Source organism: Dyadobacter sp. SG02 (assembly GCF_900109045.1).
Lineage (GTDB): Bacteria > Bacteroidota > Bacteroidia > Cytophagales > Spirosomataceae > Dyadobacter.
Map to the genome: position 1 here is coordinate 200645 of NZ_FNYL01000008.1, position 22816 is coordinate 223460.

Genomic DNA, 22816 nt, shown 5'->3' on the forward strand with positions numbered 1-22816 from the left:
TCCAGCCTCCGGCTGGCGGAGGCAACTCCGGCCAGAGGCATGCGAATAGTAAGCACCAAGCAGGATCTTTGGCACCAGTTACCTAAAACCACCTTAAAATATGTTTCGAGTACTCTCTCTGCTGCTGGTATCCGCAGGCCTTTGCCTGCTGATGGCATTCAAAATCGAAAAACCAGCCGCAAAAACACCCAACATCGTCCTCTTTTTCATCGACGACCTCGGCTACGGCGATCTTTCCGTAAATGGCGCATTGGGCTATAAAACGCCTAACCTCGACAAAATGGCCATGGAAGGCACGCGTTTCACCAACTTCATGGCCGCACAGGCCGTGTGCAGCGCTTCGCGTGCCGCATTGCTCACAGGTTGCTATCCCAACCGACTGGGCATTTCAGGGGCATTCGGGCCAAATGCTGGTGTTGGTCTTAATCCAAAAGAAGAAACCATTGCCGAACTCGTGAAAGCGCAGGGTTACGCAACCGGTATCTTTGGTAAATGGCATTTGGGCAGCGATCAGGAGTTTCTGCCATTGCAGCAGGGCTTCGATGAATATTACGGCGTACCTTACTCGCACGATATGTGGCCCTTGCATCCATGGCAGGAACGCGCCAAATATCCGCCGCTGCACTGGATCGATGGTAACAAGCAGGTGAAAGAGATCAAAAACCTCGAAGACGCCAGCGAACTGACACCGGTAATTACCGAAAAGGCTATTTCATTTATCAAAAGAAATAAAAACAAGCCGTTCTTCCTGTACGTACCGCACCCGCTGCCGCACGTGCCTTTGGCTGCGTCTGCGAAGTTCCGTGGCAAAAGCCAGCGAGGTATTTTCGGTGACGTGATGATGGAACTCGACTGGTCGGTAGGGGAAATCATGAAAGAGCTCAAAGCGCAGGGGTTGGACAACAATACCCTTGTGATTTTCACCAGTGACAATGGTCCGTGGCTCAACTACGGCGACCATGCAGGATCAGCAGGCGGTTTCCGCGAAGGTAAAGGGACTTCATTCGAAGGTGGGCAACGCGAACCTTGCATTATGCGCTGGCCGGGTGTAATTCCGGCGGGAAGGGTTTCCAACAAGCTTCTGTCGAACCTTGATGTCCTACCAACCATCGCCAAACTGACCGGTGCTAAACTGCCTAAGGAAAAAATCGACGGTCTCGATTTCAGCGCATTGCTCAAAGGCGACGAAAGCCAGACACCGCGCGAAAGTTTCCTCTATTACTACCGCAAAAACAGCCTCGAAGCCGTGCGTAAAGGTGACTGGAAGCTCATTTTCGCCCACCCCGGCCGCACCTACGAAGGCTCGTTACCGGGCAAAAACGGACAGCCCGGCCCTGCACCGGAGGATCATCAGTTCCCGAAAGCATTATACAACCTCGCCCGCGATCCGTCGGAGCGATACGACGTGCTGGAACAAAACCCGGAAATCGTAGCAGAACTCGAAAAAATCGCTGAGGCAGCACGCGAAGATATGGGCGATGATTTGCAGCAGAAGACGGGAAAGAACGTTCGGGAGATTGGGCGTACCGTTAAAAAATAGAAGATAGCCTTTTCAGCAGTAACCAATGTATTACTGCTGAAAATATTTGTAACCCTCGGGGTGACACGCTATCTTTATGATAAAGACTTTTAGCCACAAAGGGCTCAGGCTTCTTTGGGAAAAGGATGATGCATCGAAATTGCCATCTGAACAGATCGACAAGCTAAGGCGTATACTCTCGGCGCTGAATACAGCCAAAAGCCTGGAACCGATCAGGGCGATCCCAGGGTACAGGTTGCATGCTTTGTCGGGTCGGTTGGAAGGTGTTTGGTCGGTTTGGGTTACCGCGAATTACCGCGTGTTATTCAGATTTGAAGGGGGTAATGCGTATAACATCGATTATGTCGACTATCATTAACGATATGGAAAGTGAAATGAAACCTGTGCATCCCGGTGCCGTGCTGCGTGAGGATATATTAAAGGAAATGAATATTTCGGTTACAAGGGCTGCCAAGGAACTGAATGTGAGCCGGAAGCAGCTTTCCGAGGTTGTCAATGAAGCGGCTGCGGTTTCTGCCGAAATGGCTGTCAGACTGGAAAGCGGTTTTGGCGTCAGCGCGGAGTTCTGGCTCGACATGCAGAAGAAATATGATATCTGGAAAGTGAGAACGAGCGGCCGGGTTCAGGGCATTCATCCGATTACCTCGGCCGTGAGTATTTAGTCAAATAATTTTTTACAAGAATTCCTCCCGCACTTGTTTCTTTAATCGATTTATCCTTACTTTGTCTATCAAACAAGTAGATTATATCGATCCTTCGATTCGCGATATTCAGAACGTATCTGATTTCCGATACCCTAAGAGACAGTCCAGGCGCGACTTGCCGGAATTTTCGGTGGTTGTCAATTCATGCCAGTCGTCCGGGCTGTCGTAGGGTATCGGGAACAAAGATACATCGCAATTTGCTTTTTACTTCCCCGGTTTCCGGATTTTACAAATCTGGCATTACCATTGCCGAAACAGGCACTTTCTCCCAATTTTAAAGGCGGCCAATGCGTTAAATTCAAGTAATCCAAGGGTTGCAATGTCTTTCTGAAGTGTATTAATCTACTCCACAATGAAAAAGTATTGTTTTCTGGTTTCCCTTCTTGCCACATCGTTCTTCTGTCATCAACCACAAGCCCAAACGCCCAAACCGGCACGTCCGAATATCGTTTTTATCCTGGCCGACGACCTCGGTTACGGCGATGTAGGTTTTAATGGACAAAAGCTTATTAAGACGCCTAATATTGATCGTCTCGCAAAGGAAGGGATGATTTTTAACCAGTTCTATGCAGGTACTTCCGTGTGTGCGCCTTCGCGGTCGTCGCTGCTGACGGGCCAGCATACGGGGCATACGTATATCCGCGGGAACAAAAGCGTCGAGCCCGAAGGCCAGCAGCCTATTGCCGACTCGGTTGTTACGATTGCGGAAGTGCTCAAAAAGTCGGGGTACGTTACGGCGGCATTCGGGAAATGGGGGCTGGGGCCCGTGGCCTCCGAAGGTGATCCTAACAAGCAGGGTTTCGACCGTTTTTATGGTTACAACTGCCAAAGCCTCGCGCACCGTTATTACCCGGAGCATATTTGGGACAACAGTAAGAAAATATTGCTGGAAGGAAACAAGGGGTTGATCCATAATAAAGAATACGCTCCCGATCTGATCCAGAAGAAGGCGCTCAGCTTTGTCGATGCGCAGGATGGCAAGCAGCCTTTCTTTTTGTTTTTACCATACATTCTTCCCCACGCCGAACTGGTGGTGCCGGACGACAGTCTTGTCAGATATTATAAAGGTAAATTTGAGGAAAAGCCTTACAAAGGAGCTGATTACGGCCCTGGCGCTACGGATGGCGGTTATGCATCGCAGGAATTCCCGCACGCGACATTCGCTGCGATGGTAGCACGCCTGGATTTGTATGTAGGACAGGTAGTGAACAAATTGAAGGAAAAAGGCCTCGATAAAAACACACTGATCATATTCACGAGCGACAATGGCCCGCACATCGAAGGTGGTGCCGATCCGAATTTCTTCAACAGCAATGCAGGTTTCCGGGGTGTAAAGCGTGATTTGTACGAAGGCGGTATCCGCGAACCCTTCGCTGCACGCTGGCCGGCTGTGATCAAGCCCGGTTCGAAAAGCGACTATATCGGCGCATTCTGGGATATATTACCCACGTTCGCGGAGCTGGCGAATGCTTCGTCACCCCGCAATATCGACGGTATTTCATTTACAGAAGCGTTAAAAGGCAAACCGACGCAGAAAAAGCACGATTACCTCTATTGGGAATTTCACGAACAAGGTGGAAGGCAGGCTGTGCGCCAAGGCAACTGGAAGGCCGTCCGTCTGAAAGCAGCGGGTAATCCCGACGCATTGGTAGAACTCTACGATCTATCCAAAGACCCGCAGGAAAAGAGCAATCTCACCCCGCAATTCCCCGAAAAGGCCAAAGAACTAGGCCAGATCATGAACCGGGCACACGTTTCATCCGCTATTTTTCCATTTGGGAGTTTGGCGACGAATTGAGTTTATGACAATGCCTGAGCAAGGAGTGATGGTCAGGCATTGTTATACCGGTTTTGATTGAATTTAAAGTACTATATTTGATTTTCAATTGAATGCGATATGGCAACATTGATCATCGAAGGTGATAACGATCAGATTGCAACTGTAAAAGCTTTTCTGAAATCAGTCGGGATTAATTTCCGGACGGAGCAGGATGCTACCGAATATCTACTCAGCAATTCTTCTAATAAAACTGAACTCTTAGACTCTATCAAAGAGGCCCGGGACAATAATACCCGAAAAATTGGCCTCGACGATATATGGAAATAGAGTTCACCCCCAAGGCATTATCTCAACTCGACTATTGGAAGCAAACAGGGAATGAAGTCATTCTACGAAAGATTCGTGTCCTGTTGGAATCTATTACGCAATCACCTTTTTCAGGAATTGGCAAGCAGGAACCGCTGAAACATCAGCTATCGGGTTTTTGGTCGCGACGTATCAACGACGAACATCGACTGGTATATGAAATCAAGGAGGGTAGGATTATCGTCGTTCAATGTCGCTTCCATTATTCAAAATAGCATTTTTCTAAATCAACCCCAACCCCGCAGCCAGCTTGATCAGCGAAGCTGTATTCGATACTTCAAATTTGATCAAAAGATTCTGGCGGTGGCTGTTTACGGTGGTGACGCTAATGAACAGCTGCTCGGCGATCTGGGGATTGGTAAGCCCTTCGGCAATGAGTACCAGCACTTCTTTTTCCCGCCTTGTGAGAAATGGGACCGTTTTAGGCGCGGTCGCGGGGGTTACCTGATCAAACTGGACATTCATGAAATAGCCGCCGGCTTGCACCTGGGTAATGGCTTCGAGGATATCTTCCTTGCCCGAGCTTTTGATCAGATACCCCGAAGCCCCGTTCTGGATCATGCGTGATACGTAGGCGCGCTCGTTGAATGTGCTCAACGCGAGTGTTTTAACCTCCGGGAACTGGTCTTTTACCTTTTTACAAAGGTCGATACCGCTGATGTCGGGGAGGTTGATGTCGAGAAATGCGATGTCGACTTCGTTACTTTTCAGGAATGCGATTGCATCGATGGCGTTGGTGGCCGTTCCCACAACCTTCACTTCTTCCACGTCGGCGAGCAGCGATTTCAATCCTTCCAGTACCAGCGGGTGATCGTCTACGATGAGAATTCTGACACTCATAATTTCTTTTTTATAAAGGTTAAAGCCATATCCGGCATTGGTATCAATGATTAAAGCATCACTTCGACAAGTACCGAGGTACCATCGCCTGGTTTCGACTGGATATCGAGTGTGCCGTTCAGGTAGTCAACGCGGGCCTGGACGTTGCGGAGGCCGGCCCCTTTGTTTTGTTCGAGGTTTTTGACGTCGAATCCTTTGCCATTGTCTTCGACCGTGACGCTCACATTGTTTTCGACCCAGGTAAGCTGTACCTGCGCTTCGCTGGCGTCGGCATATTTGAGCACGTTGTTGAGCAGTTCCTGGATAATGCGGTAAAGTACGACTTCTACCTGCGAATCGAGCCGTTTGTCGTCGAAACCGAATGCCTGCATGTGTACTTTCAACCGGCCGGAAGCGCTGATGCCTTCGCAAAAGTCGCTTAGCGCGTCGATTAATCCGAACCGCACAAGCGATTCGGGCATCATGCTGTGGGCCACGCGACGCATTTCGCTGATCGCGCCATCCAATTGGGTTAGGGCCCTGGTAAACGTCATGGCGCTTTCTTCGGGCAGGATTACATTTCCTTTCACTGAGTTCAGAGTTAGTTTGATGCCTGATAATAGTCCTCCCAGACCGTCGTGCAGGTCGCGGGCCACGCGGGTGCGTTCTTCTTCTTGTCCTTTCAAAATGGAATTGGTGGCTACCAGTTGTTTTTCCTGCTGCAATTGCAGCACTTCCTGCTCGGCCACGCGCCTCCGGAATGCGATGTTGCGGTAAACCAGCACGGCAATGATCAGCAACCCGACGAGCCCGGCAATGAGACCGTAAATCAACGTGGTACGCGTCTGTTTCTCTTTTTCGAGTGTTACGATCTTGTTTTCTTTTTGTGCCGTCAGGTATTTGGTATCGAGTTCCTGTAATTGTTTTTGAATATCGATCCCCTGAATGGAGTCGTTCAGGATCGAATATTTCATCAGGTAATCATAGGCGGCTTTGTAGTTGTTCTGGCGGGCCAGGTCGGTCGCGTAATCTTCATAAAGCTCCACCAAATGGTCGGTCATATTGTTGGCTTCGGCTATGTCGAGCGCTTCTTTGGTGTATTTGGCCGATAAGTCCACTTTTTTTGCATCTTCCGCCAGGAACATCAATGCTCTCAGGCAGTCGAGTTCGAGAAATACATTGTTGTTTTTTCTGGCCAGGTCGAGCCCTTTCTGGCCGTATATCCATGCCTCATCGAGGTTTTTCAACAAGCGATTGGTGCGGCAGAGGCCTGCATAGGCTTGTGTAATGAAGACTTCCGAATGGATCTTCTCAGCCACCAGCAACCCTTCCTTGAAATGGGCGAGGCTTTCCGGGTACTTTTTCAGGTTAAAATAATTGCCTGCGATGTTGGTCAGAATGTCTGCCAGTTGAAGGCTGTCTTTCATCGGGCGGGCGAGTTGCAAAGCCTTTTGCTTGTAAACCACCGACTTGTTGAAAAGATTGGCATGCTCGAACGCCGTCCCGATACTGATGTAAAGCCGGGGCAAAAACTCCTTCATCCCCAGCTTGTCGAACTGGCTTGCCGACTGTTGGTAATACTTGATCGCCTCCGTGAAATTACCCATGTACGTGTAACTGGCCGCGATGTTGTTCAGGCTCTTGCCGATGTTGACCTGGTGGTTCATCCGTTTGGCAATTTCAAGGCTTTCGCGGTTCAGTTTCAGTCCATCCTCAAATTTCCCCTGCAAGTTGAGGATGTAAGTGTAATTGGAACGGAACTTGAACCGGCCGATGTCGTAGTTCAGCTGCTCGCTCAACGCATCTGCTTTGAGATAATATTTGGCAGCGCTGTCGAGGTTGTGGTTTTCGAGATATTGTCCATACTCGATGTAAGCGAGAACGCGGTTCGTGTCTTGCTTACTGGCCTGAATGCGCTTCTGAATGGCTGCGGGATCTGGGTTTTGTGCAAAAGCCGCAGTGTAAAAAAAGGTCAGTAAAAGTGCTCTTAAATATAACTTCATCGGATCCGGAGAGTAGAATGGATTGGAAAATTACAGTGGCAAAAGTCTGAAATAAAACCTTTTAATAATATCCTATAAACATATGATTTTCTAAAAATCATGCTTTTATAGGATTGATCCCGGCTACCTGGACAAGCTACCTTTGTCATGTCGAAAGGCAAAAAATTATCTCATCCATTATTCATTTCAAATCCAGTACAGCCATGAAAAAGATTACATTTTTGAAAAACATTTTTGCTCTGTTGTTGCTCTCTACATTGATGTTCGCTTGTGAAGAAAAGGACAAGGACGTATCCCCGGAACTAAGCTCGAAAGTGGAAGGAAGCTATAAAGTGACGCGTATGACGCAGGACGGGGAAGAGTACCCGCTTGAATTGGCCAAAGCAGTAGTTATCGTTCAGCTCGACAAATTCTCCTCAGAAGTGGTTAGTGCCAAAATGAAACTGACACTCGACGGCGACCGCCAACCCGATGAAGAGGTAGGTACACTTACCCTGAAAAACGCCGGTAGCACAGGCATCGATCTTTACGAAGGCACTGATAAAGTAGGCAATGTGAAGGACGGTAAACTCAATATTTTCGTGATATACGAGGGTGCAGAGCTGGAAATGACCGCCACGAAGCAATAACCGCTCTCCTAACATTAGCCATTACCCTTGATTACAATTACAGCCATGAAAACTAAAATAGTCCCCTTTTTCCTCTATGCGTTTTGCATTGCATTCCTGAATTTTACTTTCAGCGACGAGTTTGAAGAATATGGAATCAGCCAGAAAGATATTCAGAACCGCCTTTGGAATGGTTTACAAGCTCCTTCGGTAAATGTGCCTTACTTCGGGAGCTCCGTAAAATCTGCGTGCCGCTCGCTGGCGCCGGAAACCCAGGCGACCGCAATTAAAAAAGCAGGTGCTTTTGTGAAGACCTATTTCAATTCCGAAGACTTCCAGAAACGTTATACCGAGTCAATCGCAAAAAAGTATCCGAAACTGGAAACGACCGTGAGCGAGCAACGCAAAGCGGAAATCCGGGCGGGCCGCCTGAAAGGCGTGCAGGGATTGCAGGCGAAAGATATGGAGCCGGTTGTGGACATTCAGATCCAATCCGCCGAGACATTTGTAGGCATGGAAAGTATGCTCAGCAGCATTCCGGCAGAACAGCGGGCTGATTTCAAGAAGCAGATCGACGACGGCAAGCGCAATGCGGCATTCTTCAAAAAGATCAAACCGCTTTTGAAAACCAATATGGAAGAATTCAAAAAGCAATATGCCGAATACCTGGCGAACGACGAGATCAGGCAGTCGGAGGAGACGCTGACCCGGAATGCGAAGAGCAATGCCGATGAATACGAGAAACTGAAAGACCCGAAAAAGGTACTCACGGCCCGCCTCACCGACTTCCTCAACCAGAGCAAAGGCGTGGATTTCGCGGCGCAGACGAAAGAGGTGAATGGTCGTAAGAAATTTGTAAATGGGGCTTATGAGGCTAAAAGCGATGTGTGGAAGTTCTGTTACCGCATGGGCGCGACGCCCACCAATACTGCCCGCGCATTCGCGCAGCAATGGCTCGCCGAGTTGAAATAAATTGGTTTATATAAGGATGTACAGAAAGGGGCCGCTGGCTCCTTTTCTGTCTGATCCGTGGCCGACAGCGCGTTACTGTCGTCACGGATTTTTTATTTTCAAGAAAATTGAGGTTAGCTATTGCATTTTTAAAAACATTAAACTTACTTTGTCTATCAAATAAGTATACTATTAAAAAACAAAGCTCCTGAACCACCCTGAGCTGAGTAATAATCCAGGCACTTGAATATGAGCGCGGTTAATTTACTTTGTAAGGCCCCATGGAGGGAAGTGGTAGGGCATACCTTCACGCTTTGTTTTTCACGGATCTATTCCCGTAGCTGTTGTTGAAACGGCGAATCATCTCTGACATTTCTCGGAAATATCCCGCCTGACAGTCATGGCTGATCATCTGAAATTTTCGGTGGTTGGCGATTTCAGTTGCCGGCTGTGCTGTCCCGGGGTATTTCCGTACCCATATTAACTACTGCGTTTATAGTAAACCGGTACTACTATACAAGCTACAATATGTTCACATTCTCAGACGTGGTGCTGCTCGCGAGGAAGATCGCCGTCGGCATTCTGCTCACATTAATCCCTTTTGTACTGATCGCCGGAGGCATTTGGCTGGCGTGGAAACTATTTATCTGATCGCTCATTTCACCATAAAAAATCAAATCACGCATGAAATTGGATAATGCACTGGCCCGGAAGATCACCCGAGATGGCCTCCTCAGCGTGGTGCTGTACATTGCGCCCATTGTTTTGATGTTTGCCAGTTTCCAGGTTTTCGGCTACCGGCCGTGGGAAGGAAGCAACGAGTTTCCTTTCAAGGCGCCTGCGTTCGTCGAGGCGGTTTTCAAGAATCTGAGCAGCTGGGGATTACCGGTGATCGTGCTCGTGTTGGGCGTGATCGAATTCGCGGCGGGTTTGTATGAAAACAAATGGACGAAAAACGAGCGAATCCTGGACATCGTCTGCTTTGTGGTTCCCAAGCTGATTATCCGACCGTTCGTTGCCTATTTTGGACTGAAATTTTTGCCATTGGTGCTCCCCGACGCGAAGGATGCATTCGGATGGGTGCCATTCTGGTGGGCATTCCTGATCATCGCCGTGGCCGACGACCTTACGCAATACTGGTATCACCGTCTGCATCACCAGGTACCCTGGCTTTGGCGCTTTCACCGGACACACCATTCCGCCACGTATATGGGCATGGCGATGGCCAGCAGGCAGAATGTGATTTACTCGCTGTTTTTCTCTCAAACTTACCTGACGGTCGCGCTGACTTATCTGGGGCTGGGTTATGCGGCCTTATTTGTGAAGGTGATCAAATCGTTCATCACTACCGGCGCGCATTCGAGCATTCCCTGGGATAAGCCTTTTTATGAAATCAAATGGCTGAAACCCATCGGCTGGGTATTGGAAAGGCTGATTTCCACCCCCGCCACACACCATGCACACCACGCCGATACGACCGACGATGGGATAGGGTATTACAAAGGCAACTTTGGCAATATGTTTTTCCTCTGGGACATCATTTTCGGGACCGGCATCATTACCCGTAAATATCCGTCGAGCTACGGCATCAAGCATTACCAGGAGGAAGAATGGTATGCGCAGTTTATGTGGCCCATTTTTAAATCCAAAAAAGAAGGTAGCGAGCTATCTCACAACGGTCCGGTTGTAGGCGATGCGGTAGCGGATGTACCAGAACCCATTTCGCTTAAAGCTGACACTACAAACACTACTGTCGCAGTCGCTTAAAATTCCGAGACGACCATTGGCCCGACCGATGGTCATCTTTTTACCTCAAAAACATACATGTTAATCGGCTTTGCTGAGACCTATTGATTTACGCTGATACCGCTCGATCGGGAGTGTTGGAATGTACCCTTTCGAGCCATCGGGCAATTGTACCCGGTATCCTTTGCCCATTTCACCCACAATGCGAATAACCGTATTCATCGGCAGTGGCCGTATAGCGGCGCTCTGATCAAGTTGTGGGTTGTTATATAAAATCGTCTTCTTTTTGATTATTACCGTATCACCAAGCCACTTGGAAACCTCCGGCAACCTGGGGACTTTCTCCCGCCGGTCCTCGATGAACGGCAGCGGATTTACCGCGCCGCTACCTCTTGCATAAATCCCGAAATGCAAATGTGGGGAAGTTGTGATAGCATTGCCCGTGTTGCCTATCAGGCCAAGCGTATCACCCACCGTAACGAGCTGGCCCGTCGAAACAAGCTGACTGTCCAGATGCGCATAATACAGCGAATAGGGGCTGTCCGGCACCGATAGGAAAACCACTTTGCCACCCAGATTATTCATTCCCACCTGAGACACAAAGCCGCTCCGCGCTGCGATAGCCGGCGTCCCGCGCCTTGCACGGATGTCTATCCCCTCGTGCGAGCGAGCGCCCGCATCGCGTTCCGCGCGCCAGACGCTGATTACGCTTGACATATTGTGGCCGGCTACGGGGAATCCGAGCGTTGGCTCGGTCGAGAGCGATACTGTAACGGCGAGTTTTTGTGACAGGCCCGTTTGCAGTTTCAACAGCAATGTGTCCTGTTCGCCACTCGAATAAGTAATGTTCTCGCCGTTGGTTTCGAGGTATTTCAAACGTTGCGGTTTTCCGTTCCACCTGATTTTGTAAAGCTCCATAAAGAGTAATGCGGCCGAATCCGCGTCCGTCCGATTGGGCGTGATCACCAGCCTGCGGCCTTCCGGCACTGTGAGCCTGAAAGCCTGTGCGGGCAGCGAATCTCCCAGAAAAACGCGCTCCTGATAAGGTACTATCGTAAAAAGTGAATCCGAAAGTACCTCTGCGCTCATCCGGAACCAGGCACTGCCTGCGACGGTCTTTTCCATTTTAGCTTTCAGCAACTCGCGTTCGTAGTGTTCCTGCGGCGTCACAGGGAACCAATGCGAGACGGGTACCGGCTTACAGGCAGCGATTACCGCCGCAAGCACGGTCAATAGCCGTATTTTGTTCAATATTTTCATTTGCTGATGACTTGATTTGCCGGATGGTAACAAAGTCGTGCCATTGGAGCATTGGATTTGGCGAAGTAACAAAGAGCATCAGATCTTTTGGCTTTCTCATCAAAACTTCATCAATCATGACAAATTTTAACGCTTTGGTATCGGCCATTCAGGACACCAACTCCACCCTTCAACAAAGTGCTTCGAAAGCCATTAATCGCTACATGACTATCCGCAATTGGCTGATCGGCTTTCACATTGTGGAATTTGAACAGAATGGTGAAGACCGGGCGCGGTATGGGCAGCGGCTGGTTGAAGAATTGGCCAAAGCCCTGGACACGGCCGGGCTAAGTGTACGAAGCCTGAAACTGTTCAGGCAATTCTATTTTACCTATCCCCAAATTGGGCAGACGCTCTCTGCCCAATTCAAAAGTATGCCTTCGATTAGGTTGAATGACCTTCCCGCAAAGCTGGATAAGGTTAATGCGGTTGTAAACGACCCAAACAGCAAGCTTTCGATCGACGCAGAAGTATTGCTTTCCCGGCTCTCATTTTCACATCTCGCCTTATTACTTCCGCTAAAAGAACCCGAAAAAAGGGCCTTCTATGAGCGGCAGTGCGTAATGGGTAATTGGAGCGTCTCAGAACTCAAACGACAAATTAACACCCTCTACTACGAACGCTCCGGAATGAGTATTGACCCCGACGCACTGGCCCGGAGCGTGGAGGAGCATGCGCAACGTCCGAGTATTGCCGACATTATCAAATCCCCTTTTACCTTTGAATTCCTTGGTTTGAAAGCCAAAGATGTAGTTTACGAAAACGAACTGGAACAGGCGCTGGTCGATAACCTGGAAGCTTTTCTGATTGAGTTAGGTCATGGCTTCTGCTTCGAGGCGAAGCAGAAGCGGATCACTATGGGAGACGAGTACTTTTTCGTCGATCTCGTGTTTTACCATCGGATTCTCAAATGCCATGTGTTGATCGAGCTGAAAACCAATGAAGTGAGGCATGAGCACATTGGTCAGCTTAAAACCTACATCAATTACTACAAGAAAGAAATAATGGCCCGGGACGATAATCCGCCAGTGGGCTTACTGCTGGTGACGGACCAGAACCGGGCGCTGGTGGAATACGCGGTTGCGGATAGCGATATGCAGCTGTTTGTAAGTAAGTATGTCGTCAATCTTCCAAGCAAGGAACAGTTGCAAACCTTCATCCAAAACGAGCTGGCGCAAATGCGGCCTTAGCTAATCCTTTTGTAAACCGTTTCGGTCGCTTTGTCTTCCTGGCCTTCCGGAGAGATGTTGTAGGCAGTGATGACCAAAGTGTCCGGATCGGTCAACTCAGCGGTGGTACGCCAGTTCCAGGGCGCGGGGTATTCGGGTACACTGTATTGACCTAAAACCGAAAATCCGTTTTCGGTAGGGGTGCCGTTGGAGAGCATCATGCCGGTACCCATGTGAAAGCTGTCTATCCAGAATGCCTGCGCGTTGCTGTTAGGGATATCGAAACCGTAAATGGCAATGCCCTGAAATGGTTTGCCGTCGATGCTACCCTGGTATTCGTGCATCAGGAAGCTGCCGCCGAGGATGGATTTGATCGTGCCGGTCATGTCGGATTCATCGGCGAGGACATTGGGCTCGAACCAGGTTTTGGTGGTGCCTTGCCAGCTGCCGGTTAAGGCTTGGAGTTGATGATGTGCCCCGGATTCCAGCGATATTTCAAATTTACTTTTGCTCATAAGGATTCAGATCTAGATGATGGCGAATGTATAAGTAATCAGGCTTCTTTTGGATAAATGTTTTAGTGGTAATAAAATATTAATATAGAAATCCAAAATTTAACAAAAATGAGATGCGAAGCAATTGCTTAAAACGCCAATCGGGAGGGGTATTTGAGACAAAATTTCTATATTGGTGCCCGCTTTGATCTGAATGTCAAAGTTTAAACACATCAACAACATGTTACAATTAGGATTATTAATTACCCATCGGCACCGATTATTGAGCGTAGCGGCGATCCTCGACGTCTTCGAGTCCGTGAACAGCTTCTACGAGCGTGCCAACCAGCCCCATTTCTTTAATATTACATTATTCTCGCCGGACGCCGAGCCAGGGAAGTTTTACGGCGCTTACCCGATGCAATCGATTCATGAGTTTACCAAGCAGGACCTCATACTCGTACCGGCGTTCGGTGCGGGGGACGTTCAGCTTTCGACTATGAGCAACCAATGTTGTATTCCCTGGCTTTGGGAGCAATACAAAAACGGCGCCGAACTGGCCAGCTTCTGCACGGGCGCGTTCCTGCTAGCAGCCGCGGGCCTGCTGAATGGCAAGCACGCCACGACGCACATCGACGCGGCCGAGGCGCTGGCTTCGAATTTTCCGGATATTATCATGAAAAGCGATGCCGTGGTCACAGAAGATAAGGGCATTTTCACAAGTGGCGGCGCTACCAGCAGCTTCCATCTCATGCTGTACCTGATCCAGCGGTTTTGCGGAAAGGACCTTACGCTGCGGACAGCCAAAATGTTCGCGATCGATATGGACCGCGAGCAGCAGACCTATTTCGGTACTTTCGCGCCGCCGCAAAATCATGGCGACGGGCTGGTGAATATGGCACAGCAGAAGATCGAAAAGGAATATCAGGAAGGCAGTACCATTGAAGTACTCATTCAGGACATACCGGCGAGCCGGAGAAATGTGGTAAGGCGGTTTAAGCAGGCGATCGGCGTGACGCCGATCGAATATTTGCAGCGGACGCGCATTGAAGCCGCCAAGAAATTGCTGGCACAAACAGACCAGAGTGTGCTCGAAGTAATGCTGAATTCGGGTTACAACGATTTGAAATCCTTCCGGCAACTGTTTAAGAAAAGTACCGGCGTAACGCCGAAAGAATATCGCGACAAATTCAATATCGCCCGACTGGAAACCGGCGGACGATGGAACCGGCGCATGAGCGGCGCCTCCTACCTCGACTAGAAGCAAAAAGCCCGGATCTCAAAAGTCCGGGCTTTTTGCAATGATCAAGTTCTATTAGTTGACCTTGGCAATCTTACGGAATGCACGCTCATTGCCTTGTTTGATTTCGACGATGTACACGCTTGCGGGAAGCTGCATAATATTCAGCTGATGCGAGAAACGGTTAGCGGTTTTATTTACCCGCATATTCTTATAAAGCGTTCCCGATTTGGCGTCAAAAATGCGGATTTCTATTTGTCCGGTTTTGTCATTCGCAAGATCGATGCTGACGAAATCGGAAGCAGGATTGGGATATACATTGGCCTCGGCGTGGAGCGAGAATTCTTCCTTAACTGCTGGTGCCGCCATTTCCATAGCTGCCTGTCTTGCATTCTGGCCTTCGGCAGCGAGGACGAAAATCGGCGTTTCCCCCGCTGTAACGGTTACTTTGCCATCCACGATCGGTAACTCCGTCATAGCCATATTATCCGCGCCGGCAGTCGGCGTATAAATCCGCGCAATGCCCGACTGGTTGAGGTTTACGGTGTATTCAGCGGTTCTGCCAACCTCATCGGGTACCGTCAGAATGAAGAGCGATTGGCCGTTCAGTTCATAACGGTCTACGATCGGGTCGTTGTGAAGCGTTTCCTTATATTCATATTGGCCGAACAGTTTTTGTGTTTGCAGGAAGTAATCCGCGGACGGCCTGCGGGTTTGGTCGTCATTTACGAAACCGGAGGTTGAGAACATACCCCAGCCGCCATTGTCGTACATCTGGTAAAAGAACACCTTCTCGACCCCGTGACGTGCAGAAAAGAGCGACGTACGCAGAATCCAATCGGCCTGGGTTTGTTGTACGGACTTATTGCCGATCGAAATCGCTTTTAACGGGCTCTCCGGGCTCAGGTCGTAGCCAGCTTCGGTGAGCCACACAGGCTGATCGTTCGATAATTCGCGCGCGACTTTTACAAAATTGTCGAGCAGCACATTGGCATTGGTAACCTCCGGTGCGGCACCGCGTGTAGATGTCCCGCTCTGGTTCGATGACGCATCGTCCGTATATAAATGGAAGTTCACGATATCCCAGCAGAGGTTCACGGAGCCATCGGCATTGTATCCACGGAATTCTTTGCACCAATCCACCATTCCTTTCACGAAATCGGGGCCGGTAACCAACCCGGCGATCACCACTTTCATATTCGGATCTGCATTTTTGACACCGACACCGGCACCCATCGTGTTTTTGTGGCCATCGTAAAATGCCGACATGTTTGCAGCATATTCCCGGGCGGTCTGATAACCTTTACGGCCTTTCCACCATTTATCGCGCTCGTTATCGCATTCCATGTATTTGATCAGGTTCAAACCGATTTTTACAGTATTAACCGGGTCGTTTGTCCATCTTGGCGTGGTGGAAACGCTCAAAAGCGTCGGATCGACATTGACATTACTCCCGTAACGCGCCGCATATTGGAATGCCACTTTGGCTTGCTCGATGTATGAAATCGGCTCGGTGAAGTTCTTTCCGTAACGTACCGGCACATTTTCAGGATCACGCTGGTCTTCCGGATAAGTTTGCATCATCCAGTTGGGCTGGGTTTTCAGGCAAGCCAGTACTTCGATGCCCTCCTGTTTACAGCGCTCGTAGATCAAATCATAATTCCAGCTGCCGCTCAATGTCGGGTTGTAGGAATAAACGCCTTCCGTCGATTCCAGCTTTTCCCAATCCATATAATGCCGCAGGCCGGTGAAGCTCTTGGCTGCCTGCACTTTCGATTCCACGAGCGATTCCGTATGCGCGCCGTCCTGGAAATACCATTCATAACCATTTACACCCAGCATATCGTTGAGTTTGATATGCTGGGCACGCGCCGGTTTGACGGTTTCGTTGCCCGGTGTGTAACTTCCATAAAACTCGATTTCGGTCGGTAATGTGTTGGACATCGTCATTACCAGGTACCGGATATTGCTCATTGGCTGGTCGAGCCTGAACTGCGCGTCGCCGGACAGCTGTCGGTCGGGGTAGGGGCCTACCCAGCCGTTGTAGATCTCGCCCGTAAAAGTGGCGACCGGTATGCGCTCCCATTGATCGGTAATCACCGAAAGCGTCAGCGGGAAATCCTGCGCGGTGCCCGTAAAGTCAAAGAATTTTATACCATTGAGCGTAATTTGCTCACCTTCTTTCAACGGATAATAGGCTTCGTAGTTGTTGATCACCTTTCCCCAACCGGTATTCACGTTTTCCTGCGTGTTGCCGTCGAACAGCGCGTCGAGGCCGCTGGCTGCATTGGTAAGCTGGTACCAGCGTTTCGGGTCGATCGGGATTTTGGTGCCGAGCGCCGGGTTGTTGGGGTTCGAGTTATCCGAAACCGTAAATGTCCGGGCGATGTTTTCGGCCGTCAGATAATTGTTATTGCCGGCCTGTGAAGCGGTGATGGTCACTTGTCCGGCTGAATGAATGGATGCTTTCCAGATACCGGTCGCATTCGAAACCGAAACGATAGAAGGATTGGAAGAAGTAAATTGAACGGGCGTTTCCGGATTCGTACTGCTGGCGGTCAGGTTGAATGAGCCATCGGTCAGGTTCTTGTCCGAAATGGATTCAAAAGTGATCACCGATTGTCCCTGAACGGAGCCGGGGATTACTTCGAACCAGTTTAAATTGAATGCACCGCGATTGGCGAAAATGCGGAATACCTGGCTTCCCGCTTCCAGCTGAACAGTGGTGCGAACGGTGGTGTAGTTCTGCCAGCCGCCGGTTTGCGGTACATCCACGCTTCCGAGCACCGTACCATTTGTATTTTTGAACTGGATATTCCCGTTACCCCATTGGTTGGCAACACGGAAGTTGATCGTGTAAGTACCAGCCGTTGGTACATTCACATTGTAATCCATCCAGTCGTTATCATCGATGTAATTCACATTGATATCCCCGTCCACATCGCCTGTAACCTCCGTGCGTACATCCGACGCCACATCGAAAGTTTCGGCCTCTATTCTGCTCGTCAATGCACGGGATTCTTTGGCCTCAAACCAGTTAAAATTCCAGCCGCCTTTCGTGGCAAAAACCCTTAAACGCTGGTTACCGGCCGGGAGGGAAGCGAGCATGCTCACGGTCTTCCAGCCCTGCATACCACCTGTTTGCGGCAACAGAATGCTGCCCAGTTCTGCACCGTCGCTGTTTTTGAGGGCCAGGGTCGCCTCCGGACTGTACCCGTTGGCAATTCGGTAGTTGAATGTGAAAACGCCCGCGACCGGAACGTGTACGTCATAATCCATCCAACTGTTGTCCTGGATCCATTCCACATTCTGGCCGCCGTCGGTATCTTCCGTATTTTGGAGTTGTACGCTGTATGAATCGTCAAAATTTTCCGCTTCGACTTTCGCAGGCAGGATCGTACCCGTAATGCGGGCGCCCGCTGACACAAACGAAAACCAGTTGAAGTTGAAGGCGCCGCTTCGCGCAAACAGGCGTATCACCTGGCTGCCCGCGGGCAGAGGGACGGTAGTGCTGACCGTCACCCAGTTTTGCCAACCGCCCGTTTGGGGTATGTTCACTTGCCCGAGCACGGCCCCGGCTGCATTCTGGATTTCGATAATGCCGTTCCCGTAAGCATTCGCCACCCGGAACTGGATTTCATAATCCCGCGCATTTGCGAGGCTCAGGTTGTAGTCCATCCAGTCGTTATCGTCGATGTAACCCACATTCTGGCCGCCGCCTTCGTCGCTTGTATTTTCGAGGCGCACTTCATGCATGGCATCGAAGCTTTCTGCTTCCACTTTTCCGGCGGCAAGCGTGCGTGATCCGGTTACCTCGAACCAGTTGAAGTTCCAACCTCCTTTTTCGGCGAAAACGCGGATTGTCTGATTGCCTTGCGGAAGTAGAGCGACGAACGAAACCGTCTGCCATCCCTGCATTCCACCCGTTTGAGGAAGAACTACCCTGCCCAGCGTAACGCCGCTTGCCGACTGTAAGACCAGAGTGGCTTCGGGGCTGTACCCGTTCGCAATACGAAACCTGAACGTGTAGTAGCCCGCCGACGGTGCCTGAACGGCATAATCCATCCAGCTGCCATCCTGAATCCAGCCCACATTAAGACCGCCGTCCGCATCCGAAGTGTTTTCGGTACCAACGACGTTCATTGTAGTATAATCTTCTGCTTCGATCTTTCCGGGAAGCGGCTTATATGACTGAGCCTGAATAGAGAAGGAGACAAGTAAAAAACAGAGGGTAAAAATTTTAGCCATTCGTCGGGTCTACAAAGAAATTTAGTGAAGATACGGCGAATTTAATTTCGACTACAAATTTTGTAGTAGTTTTTGTGACAGAATTAGAAAATATAGTTGCTTAGTAATGAAAAACTTCAAAATAGTACATTTTGTAAAGTTCGGTTACCTAAATGCGGGAATACCAGGCTCCTCGCCCGGCAGCGGCTCTACTTCCGGTACGATCGGTTCAACCGGCGGAAGTTCAGGCTCCGGATCTACGGGCGGTGTCTCGGGTTCCCTTTCGAACGGCGGGGTTTCCTCGGGCATGTCCGGCGACGGTACTTCGGGGCGTGGATCGAACGGCGGCGTTTCGCGCGGATCGCTGGGATCGCCGCCACCGTCGGTAGTGTCCAGGTATTCGTTGGCTAATTGATAGATATCCATGGTTTCCGGTTGTTTTGATGAAATGAATGTGTAGATGACTAAAATAACTATGCCGGAGAATAATTAACTCTTGATTTTTTGTGCCTGGTAATGGTTACTTAATTTATTAGCAAATTGAAATTTTTATATTTGGACTTCTTCAAATTCAAATCTAACTAAATGGAACAGCACGAAACCCGCCAGCTTACCTTTCATGGGGAAGGGGCCAAACTCTTCGGTATCTACATTGTCAATATTCTTCTGACCATTGTGACTTTCGGGCTCTACTATCCCTGGGCAAGGGCCGCGTTGTTGAAATACATGTATGAGGAATCCGAATTCGAAGGAAGCCGTTTTACATTTCATGGGACTGGTAAGGAAATGTTTATCGGTTTTATCAAAGCGATAGGTATTTTCCTGGGGCTTTATTGCATTCTGCTCGGTGCAATTTTCACCAAAAACGCCACCATTACGATGATCGGCGTCGCTGTCTTTTACATAGGGTTCCTGCTGTTGATACCTATTGCCATTCACGGCGCACTTCGTTACAGAACGTCTCGGTCGTCGTGGCGGGGAATCCATTTCGGGTACCGGGGCGACAGGAAGGAGTTTCTGAATATGTTTATCGTCGGGGCTATCATTACGCTCGTTACTTTCGGCATTTACGGTGCATGGCTGGTCATTGAAATCCGGAAGTATATTTTCAAGAACCTGCGTTTCGGAAATATTACATTCTCGTACGAAGGCGAGGGCGGGGCTTTTTTCTGGCTGAATGTAAAAGGCTATTTTCTGACGCTGATCACTTTGGGAATTTACTCTTTCTGGTGGGCAAAAGACCTTTTTGCCTATTATGTCAACAATATCCGCATGTACCAGGGCGAAACACGGCTGAACTTCCGTTCGACAGCCACTGCGGGCGCGTACTTCAAATTGATTGTGATCAATTTGCTGATCATCGTACTGAGCCTTGGTTTAGGGACTCCCTGGGCGATCGTGCGCACAATGCAATTCGTATTTGACAATATCCATATCGACGGACCGCTGGATGTCAACGCGATCGTTCAAACCGAAGCTGATTATACCGACGCAACCGGTGAAGATCTTGCGGATATGATCGATATTGGGCTTGTTTAACCGACCCCGCTGGCTTCATGTACAATTTTAGTGTCCGTTACCACGACGGCCGACTGTCCATCGCGCACGACGCGACCCTCACCCTCATGCCCGATCATTGGCTCATTCATTACCGTGATCCCTCGGGCGAGCTCACCTCGGTGCGATGGGCATTGCCCGGCATCGTGACGGACGACAATTTCAGTACGTTGTTCATTTTCAGGTACGGAGAATTCCCGCAGCAAACTATCGAATGCAAGGAAGAAAGCCTGCCCGAAACGCTCAAAAAACGCTATCCGGAAAAAGTGTTCTTCAAAAAGCGGATCACGAATATTTTCAAGTTGAATAATGCCACCATCACAGCCGTGGCATTCGCCGTCGTGATATTGATGGGCCTGGGCTACTGGTATGGCCTTCCCTGGCTGGCCGGCGCGGTCGCCGCGCGTTTCCCCGTGAGCACCGAAGTGCAAATGGGCGACACGATGTACGATAACATGATCCAGGCTTACGATGTCGACGAGCACCTCACGGCAGCTACAAACGATTTTGTAAAGTCCATCAACTTCAAAACCCATTATCCGATCCGCGTGACGGTCGTAAAGAATGCGGACGCAAATGCATTTGCGTTACCGGGCGGTCGCATTGTGGTATTCGACGGTATCCTCCGTAAGATGAAAACCAAGGAAGAACTTGCCGCGTTACTGGCGCACGAAGTCTCTCACGTGCATTACCGCCACTCGTTGCGTAACATTTTCCGAAGTCTGGGAGGCTATTTATTCCTCTCCCTGCTCCTGAACGACATCAACGGCATTGTAACCGTCCTGGCCGACAACTCCAACATGCTCGCCAACCTCACTTACTCCCGCGAGCTCGAAACCGAAGCGGATAGCAAAGCCATGGCCATTTTTCAGGCCGACGGGCTGAATTTGAAGGGTTTTGTGGATTTGTTTACCATGCTTAAAAACGAACATGGGGATATTGGGAGTTTGAAACTGCTGAGTACCCATCCACTGACGGAGGATCGGTTGCAGGAAGCGGAGAAAATGGCGGAGAACCAAAAGCCTGTGAAGGAGGATATCGGTTTGGAACGAAAGTGGGAGGCGATTGAACAAGCCCTGAAATAAAACCGGGACATTTGAGGAACGGCCCGGTCCGAATCAAGTCGTTGGCCATTTTAGAAAAATTAATTCGGGATACTTGGGATAAAAATAGGTGACATCTACGGTCACCTATTTTTATTGTTATTTAATTCGAATATTTGAGCAAATCAATAGTAGTTTTTACACCATTATTGTTGCCAAACCCGAGTGGATGATATTCGGTAACTCTCGTCGTTACGTAGCCATCGGAATTGGTCGAATAAGTGAGTTTGGTAAATGTTATCGGCTGATTTGAAGCATTGAGCTGCGCTACCGATATTTGTTGAGCCAGATAGTTGCTGAAATTCCCATAGATATGTAGATATCTATCCAACCCGATATCTGGATTCAACGGGTATTTATCCGTGATCAGTGCGCCGCCCGGCAGGGTATAGCCAATTGTTATTTCGCTCACTAGGCCTGTGCTTTCGTGAAAGGTGATTGTTCGCAGCCGGTATTCTTTCGTGGCACTGTAATAGGCATGATCAAACACAATTTTGTAGACCGGCGCGTTCTGCGGTATTGCCTTTATTTCGGTCAGCCGATTTGCGGCGTTGTATATGTATGAATAATTGATCTGGTTGGTCACGTCATCGCTTGCGATGCATTTTCCATTCGAGATCTGGAATTTGTGCTCGTTTATTAAAGCGTTGCTGGCTTTATCGTAACGCCTGCTGGTAATCCATAAATCGGTGGAGCCGTTATTGTCATTATAAGAGTATTCTGTAAAATACTTGGTATCGGACACTTTGGAAAGTTTACCTGCATATCTGCCCCAGTTGACATATTCCAACGTCTTATCTCCATCTTTTACCAGATTAGGATTGGCGATGAGTTTCGCATTTTGGTCAGTTAATTCGACGGATGAGGATTGTGATGGTGCAATTGATTCATCGTTTTGGCAAGCGCTCAGCAGTCCTGCCAATAGCATACTTCTTAATAGTTTTCCGGAAATTTTTGAATGCTCCATAATGCTTAGATGTTTAAATGATGATTATAATAAAACGCTCGATTTAAATGTATCTAAGAAATGATTTCATTTAAAAAATATTTAATTAACGGCTTTTGTTGATGATTGTATTGTTGTTTTTTGTATTAGTTGCAAGAGATATAATATAAAAGCAGGCAATCAATCTGATTGCCTGCTTTTATATTTATTGAATATTTTAATTACAGCTCTTGTTAGTCTTTGACTGTCTTGGATTCTAACTTT

The 22816-nt window shown here is 49.1% G+C and carries 21 protein-coding genes; 14 read left to right on the plus strand and 7 right to left on the minus strand.

The annotated features are described in order from the left end of the window. Nucleotides 1-100: 100 nt before the first annotated feature. The 6 genes from BMW93_RS20050 (at nucleotide 101) to BMW93_RS20075 (ending at nucleotide 4605) form a co-directional block, all read left to right on the plus strand. A complete protein-coding gene (locus BMW93_RS20050; RefSeq protein ID WP_409013108.1) occupies nucleotides 101-1540 on the plus strand; it encodes a sulfatase in 1440 nt (479 codons plus the stop codon). A gap of 76 nt (nucleotides 1541-1616) precedes the next feature. Continuing rightward, complete coding sequence (locus BMW93_RS20055) at nucleotides 1617-1898, plus strand: type II toxin-antitoxin system RelE/ParE family toxin (protein WP_090380378.1); 282 nt, start codon at nucleotides 1617-1619, stop codon at nucleotides 1896-1898. After that, a complete protein-coding gene (locus tag BMW93_RS20060; RefSeq protein ID WP_229240609.1) occupies nucleotides 1882-2202 on the plus strand; it encodes a HigA family addiction module antitoxin in 321 nt (106 codons plus the stop codon). Before BMW93_RS20055 ends, BMW93_RS20060 begins: the two co-directional genes overlap by 17 nt. 394 nt (nucleotides 2203-2596) lie before the next feature. Continuing rightward, nucleotides 2597-4042 carry an arylsulfatase gene (locus BMW93_RS20065; protein ID WP_090380380.1) on the plus strand — a complete coding sequence of 482 codons (1446 nt, stop codon included), beginning with the start codon at nucleotides 2597-2599 and terminating at the stop codon, nucleotides 4040-4042. Nucleotides 4043-4141: 99 nt separating this feature from the next. Then, the gene (locus tag BMW93_RS20070; protein WP_090380383.1) at nucleotides 4142-4351 is read left to right on the plus strand and encodes a hypothetical protein; all 210 of its coding nucleotides are present in this window, start codon (nucleotides 4142-4144) and stop codon (nucleotides 4349-4351) included. After that, nucleotides 4342-4605, plus strand: coding sequence for a Txe/YoeB family addiction module toxin (locus BMW93_RS20075; protein WP_090380386.1), 264 nt, complete (start codon nucleotides 4342-4344; stop codon nucleotides 4603-4605). Before BMW93_RS20070 ends, BMW93_RS20075 begins: the two co-directional genes overlap by 10 nt. A gap of 7 nt (nucleotides 4606-4612) precedes the next feature. Here BMW93_RS20075 and BMW93_RS20080 read toward each other — a convergent pair whose 3' ends face one another. Both BMW93_RS20080 and BMW93_RS20085 read right to left on the minus strand, forming a co-directional pair. Further along, nucleotides 4613-5230 (minus strand): response regulator transcription factor, encoded by a 618-nt coding sequence (locus BMW93_RS20080; RefSeq protein ID WP_090380388.1) that lies wholly within the window; start codon nucleotides 5228-5230, stop codon nucleotides 4613-4615. Nucleotides 5231-5280: 50 nt separating this feature from the next. Then, on the minus strand, nucleotides 5281-7212 hold the full coding sequence (locus BMW93_RS20085; protein WP_090380390.1) for a sensor histidine kinase: 1932 nt from the start codon (nucleotides 7210-7212) through the stop codon (nucleotides 5281-5283). A 203-nt stretch (nucleotides 7213-7415) separates the two neighbouring features. On the opposite strand from BMW93_RS20085, the gene BMW93_RS20090 reads away from it, so the two are divergent. The 4 genes from BMW93_RS20090 to BMW93_RS20105 all read left to right on the plus strand — a co-directional run bounded on the left by BMW93_RS20090 (nucleotide 7416) and on the right by BMW93_RS20105 (nucleotide 10538). Next, on the plus strand, nucleotides 7416-7841 hold the full coding sequence (locus BMW93_RS20090) for a hypothetical protein (protein WP_090380393.1): 426 nt from the start codon (nucleotides 7416-7418) through the stop codon (nucleotides 7839-7841). A 45-nt stretch (nucleotides 7842-7886) separates the two neighbouring features. After that, nucleotides 7887-8792, plus strand: a complete 906-nt coding sequence (locus tag BMW93_RS20095) for a hypothetical protein (RefSeq protein ID WP_090380396.1) — start codon at nucleotides 7887-7889, stop codon at nucleotides 8790-8792. A gap of 507 nt (nucleotides 8793-9299) precedes the next feature. After that, on the plus strand, nucleotides 9300-9422 hold the full coding sequence (locus BMW93_RS36070; RefSeq protein WP_255372352.1) for a hypothetical protein: 123 nt from the start codon (nucleotides 9300-9302) through the stop codon (nucleotides 9420-9422). A gap of 33 nt (nucleotides 9423-9455) precedes the next feature. Further along, nucleotides 9456-10538: a sterol desaturase family protein gene (locus BMW93_RS20105; RefSeq protein WP_090380402.1), complete on the plus strand. Its 1083-nt coding sequence runs from the start codon at nucleotides 9456-9458 to the stop codon at nucleotides 10536-10538. Nucleotides 10539-10598: 60 nt separating this feature from the next. On the opposite strand, the gene BMW93_RS20110 is transcribed toward BMW93_RS20105, so the two are convergent. Next, nucleotides 10599-11777 (minus strand): M23 family metallopeptidase, encoded by a 1179-nt coding sequence (locus tag BMW93_RS20110; RefSeq protein ID WP_090380405.1) that lies wholly within the window; start codon nucleotides 11775-11777, stop codon nucleotides 10599-10601. Nucleotides 11778-11893: 116 nt separating this feature from the next. Here BMW93_RS20110 and BMW93_RS20115 point away from each other — a divergent pair, with 116 nt between their 5' ends. Next, nucleotides 11894-13006, plus strand: a complete 1113-nt coding sequence (locus BMW93_RS20115; protein ID WP_090380409.1) for a YhcG family protein — start codon at nucleotides 11894-11896, stop codon at nucleotides 13004-13006. Here the strand turns inward: BMW93_RS20115 and BMW93_RS20120 are convergent. Continuing rightward, complete coding sequence (locus BMW93_RS20120; RefSeq protein WP_090380412.1) at nucleotides 13003-13500, minus strand: DUF1579 domain-containing protein; 498 nt, start codon at nucleotides 13498-13500, stop codon at nucleotides 13003-13005. The genes BMW93_RS20115 and BMW93_RS20120 overlap by 4 nt on opposite strands. Nucleotides 13501-13720: 220 nt before the next feature. Between BMW93_RS20120 and BMW93_RS20125 the strand changes: the two genes are divergently transcribed. Next, nucleotides 13721-14740 (plus strand): GlxA family transcriptional regulator, encoded by a 1020-nt coding sequence (locus BMW93_RS20125; RefSeq protein ID WP_090380415.1) that lies wholly within the window; start codon nucleotides 13721-13723, stop codon nucleotides 14738-14740. Nucleotides 14741-14794: 54 nt separating this feature from the next. On the opposite strand, the gene BMW93_RS20130 is transcribed toward BMW93_RS20125, so the two are convergent. Together BMW93_RS20130 and BMW93_RS20135 are read right to left on the minus strand one after the other, a co-directional pair. After that, complete coding sequence (locus BMW93_RS20130; RefSeq protein ID WP_090380421.1) at nucleotides 14795-18967, minus strand: carbohydrate-binding protein; 4173 nt, start codon at nucleotides 18965-18967, stop codon at nucleotides 14795-14797. A gap of 144 nt (nucleotides 18968-19111) precedes the next feature. Beyond that, on the minus strand, nucleotides 19112-19372 hold the full coding sequence (locus BMW93_RS20135) for a filamentous hemagglutinin (protein WP_090380423.1): 261 nt from the start codon (nucleotides 19370-19372) through the stop codon (nucleotides 19112-19114). Between the two features lie 159 nt (nucleotides 19373-19531). Here BMW93_RS20135 and BMW93_RS20140 point away from each other — a divergent pair, with 159 nt between their 5' ends. Beyond that, the gene (locus tag BMW93_RS20140) at nucleotides 19532-20485 is read left to right on the plus strand and encodes a YjgN family protein (protein WP_090380426.1); all 954 of its coding nucleotides are present in this window, start codon (nucleotides 19532-19534) and stop codon (nucleotides 20483-20485) included. Nucleotides 20486-20502: 17 nt separating this feature from the next. Beyond that, on the plus strand, nucleotides 20503-21588 hold the full coding sequence (locus BMW93_RS20145; RefSeq protein WP_090380429.1) for a M48 family metallopeptidase: 1086 nt from the start codon (nucleotides 20503-20505) through the stop codon (nucleotides 21586-21588). Between the two features lie 121 nt (nucleotides 21589-21709). On the opposite strand, the gene BMW93_RS20150 is transcribed toward BMW93_RS20145, so the two are convergent. Next, nucleotides 21710-22573, minus strand: a complete 864-nt coding sequence (locus tag BMW93_RS20150; protein WP_143061679.1) for a hypothetical protein — start codon at nucleotides 22571-22573, stop codon at nucleotides 21710-21712. Nucleotides 22574-22816 lie beyond the last annotated feature (243 nt).

Bases quoted from the DNA above. Each gene is read 5' to 3' on its own strand.
- BMW93_RS20050 (WP_409013108.1), top strand. From the start codon at position 101: ATGTTTCGAGTACTCTCTCTGCTGCTGGTATCCGCAGGCCTTTGCCTG.
- BMW93_RS20055 (WP_090380378.1), top strand. From the start codon at position 1,617: ATGATAAAGACTTTTAGCCACAAAGGGCTCAGGCTTCTTTGGGAAAAG.
- BMW93_RS20060 (WP_229240609.1), top strand. From the start codon at position 1,882: ATGTCGACTATCATTAACGATATGGAAAGTGAAATGAAACCTGTGCAT.
- BMW93_RS20065 (WP_090380380.1), top strand. From the start codon at position 2,597: ATGAAAAAGTATTGTTTTCTGGTTTCCCTTCTTGCCACATCGTTCTTC.
- BMW93_RS20070 (WP_090380383.1), top strand. From the start codon at position 4,142: ATGGCAACATTGATCATCGAAGGTGATAACGATCAGATTGCAACTGTA.
- BMW93_RS20075 (WP_090380386.1), top strand. From the start codon at position 4,342: ATGGAAATAGAGTTCACCCCCAAGGCATTATCTCAACTCGACTATTGG.
- BMW93_RS20080 (WP_090380388.1), bottom strand. From the start codon at position 5,230: ATGAGTGTCAGAATTCTCATCGTAGACGATCACCCGCTGGTACTGGAA.
- BMW93_RS20085 (WP_090380390.1), bottom strand. From the start codon at position 7,212: ATGAAGTTATATTTAAGAGCACTTTTACTGACCTTTTTTTACACTGCG.
- BMW93_RS20090 (WP_090380393.1), top strand. From the start codon at position 7,416: ATGAAAAAGATTACATTTTTGAAAAACATTTTTGCTCTGTTGTTGCTC.
- BMW93_RS20095 (WP_090380396.1), top strand. From the start codon at position 7,887: ATGAAAACTAAAATAGTCCCCTTTTTCCTCTATGCGTTTTGCATTGCA.
- BMW93_RS36070 (WP_255372352.1), top strand. From the start codon at position 9,300: ATGTTCACATTCTCAGACGTGGTGCTGCTCGCGAGGAAGATCGCCGTC.
- BMW93_RS20105 (WP_090380402.1), top strand. From the start codon at position 9,456: ATGAAATTGGATAATGCACTGGCCCGGAAGATCACCCGAGATGGCCTC.
- BMW93_RS20110 (WP_090380405.1), bottom strand. From the start codon at position 11,777: ATGAAAATATTGAACAAAATACGGCTATTGACCGTGCTTGCGGCGGTA.
- BMW93_RS20115 (WP_090380409.1), top strand. From the start codon at position 11,894: ATGACAAATTTTAACGCTTTGGTATCGGCCATTCAGGACACCAACTCC.
- BMW93_RS20120 (WP_090380412.1), bottom strand. From the start codon at position 13,500: ATGAGCAAAAGTAAATTTGAAATATCGCTGGAATCCGGGGCACATCAT.
- BMW93_RS20125 (WP_090380415.1), top strand. From the start codon at position 13,721: ATGTTACAATTAGGATTATTAATTACCCATCGGCACCGATTATTGAGC.
- BMW93_RS20130 (WP_090380421.1), bottom strand. From the start codon at position 18,967: ATGGCTAAAATTTTTACCCTCTGTTTTTTACTTGTCTCCTTCTCTATT.
- BMW93_RS20135 (WP_090380423.1), bottom strand. From the start codon at position 19,372: ATGGATATCTATCAATTAGCCAACGAATACCTGGACACTACCGACGGT.
- BMW93_RS20140 (WP_090380426.1), top strand. From the start codon at position 19,532: ATGGAACAGCACGAAACCCGCCAGCTTACCTTTCATGGGGAAGGGGCC.
- BMW93_RS20145 (WP_090380429.1), top strand. From the start codon at position 20,503: ATGTACAATTTTAGTGTCCGTTACCACGACGGCCGACTGTCCATCGCG.
- BMW93_RS20150 (WP_143061679.1), bottom strand. From the start codon at position 22,573: ATGGAGCATTCAAAAATTTCCGGAAAACTATTAAGAAGTATGCTATTG.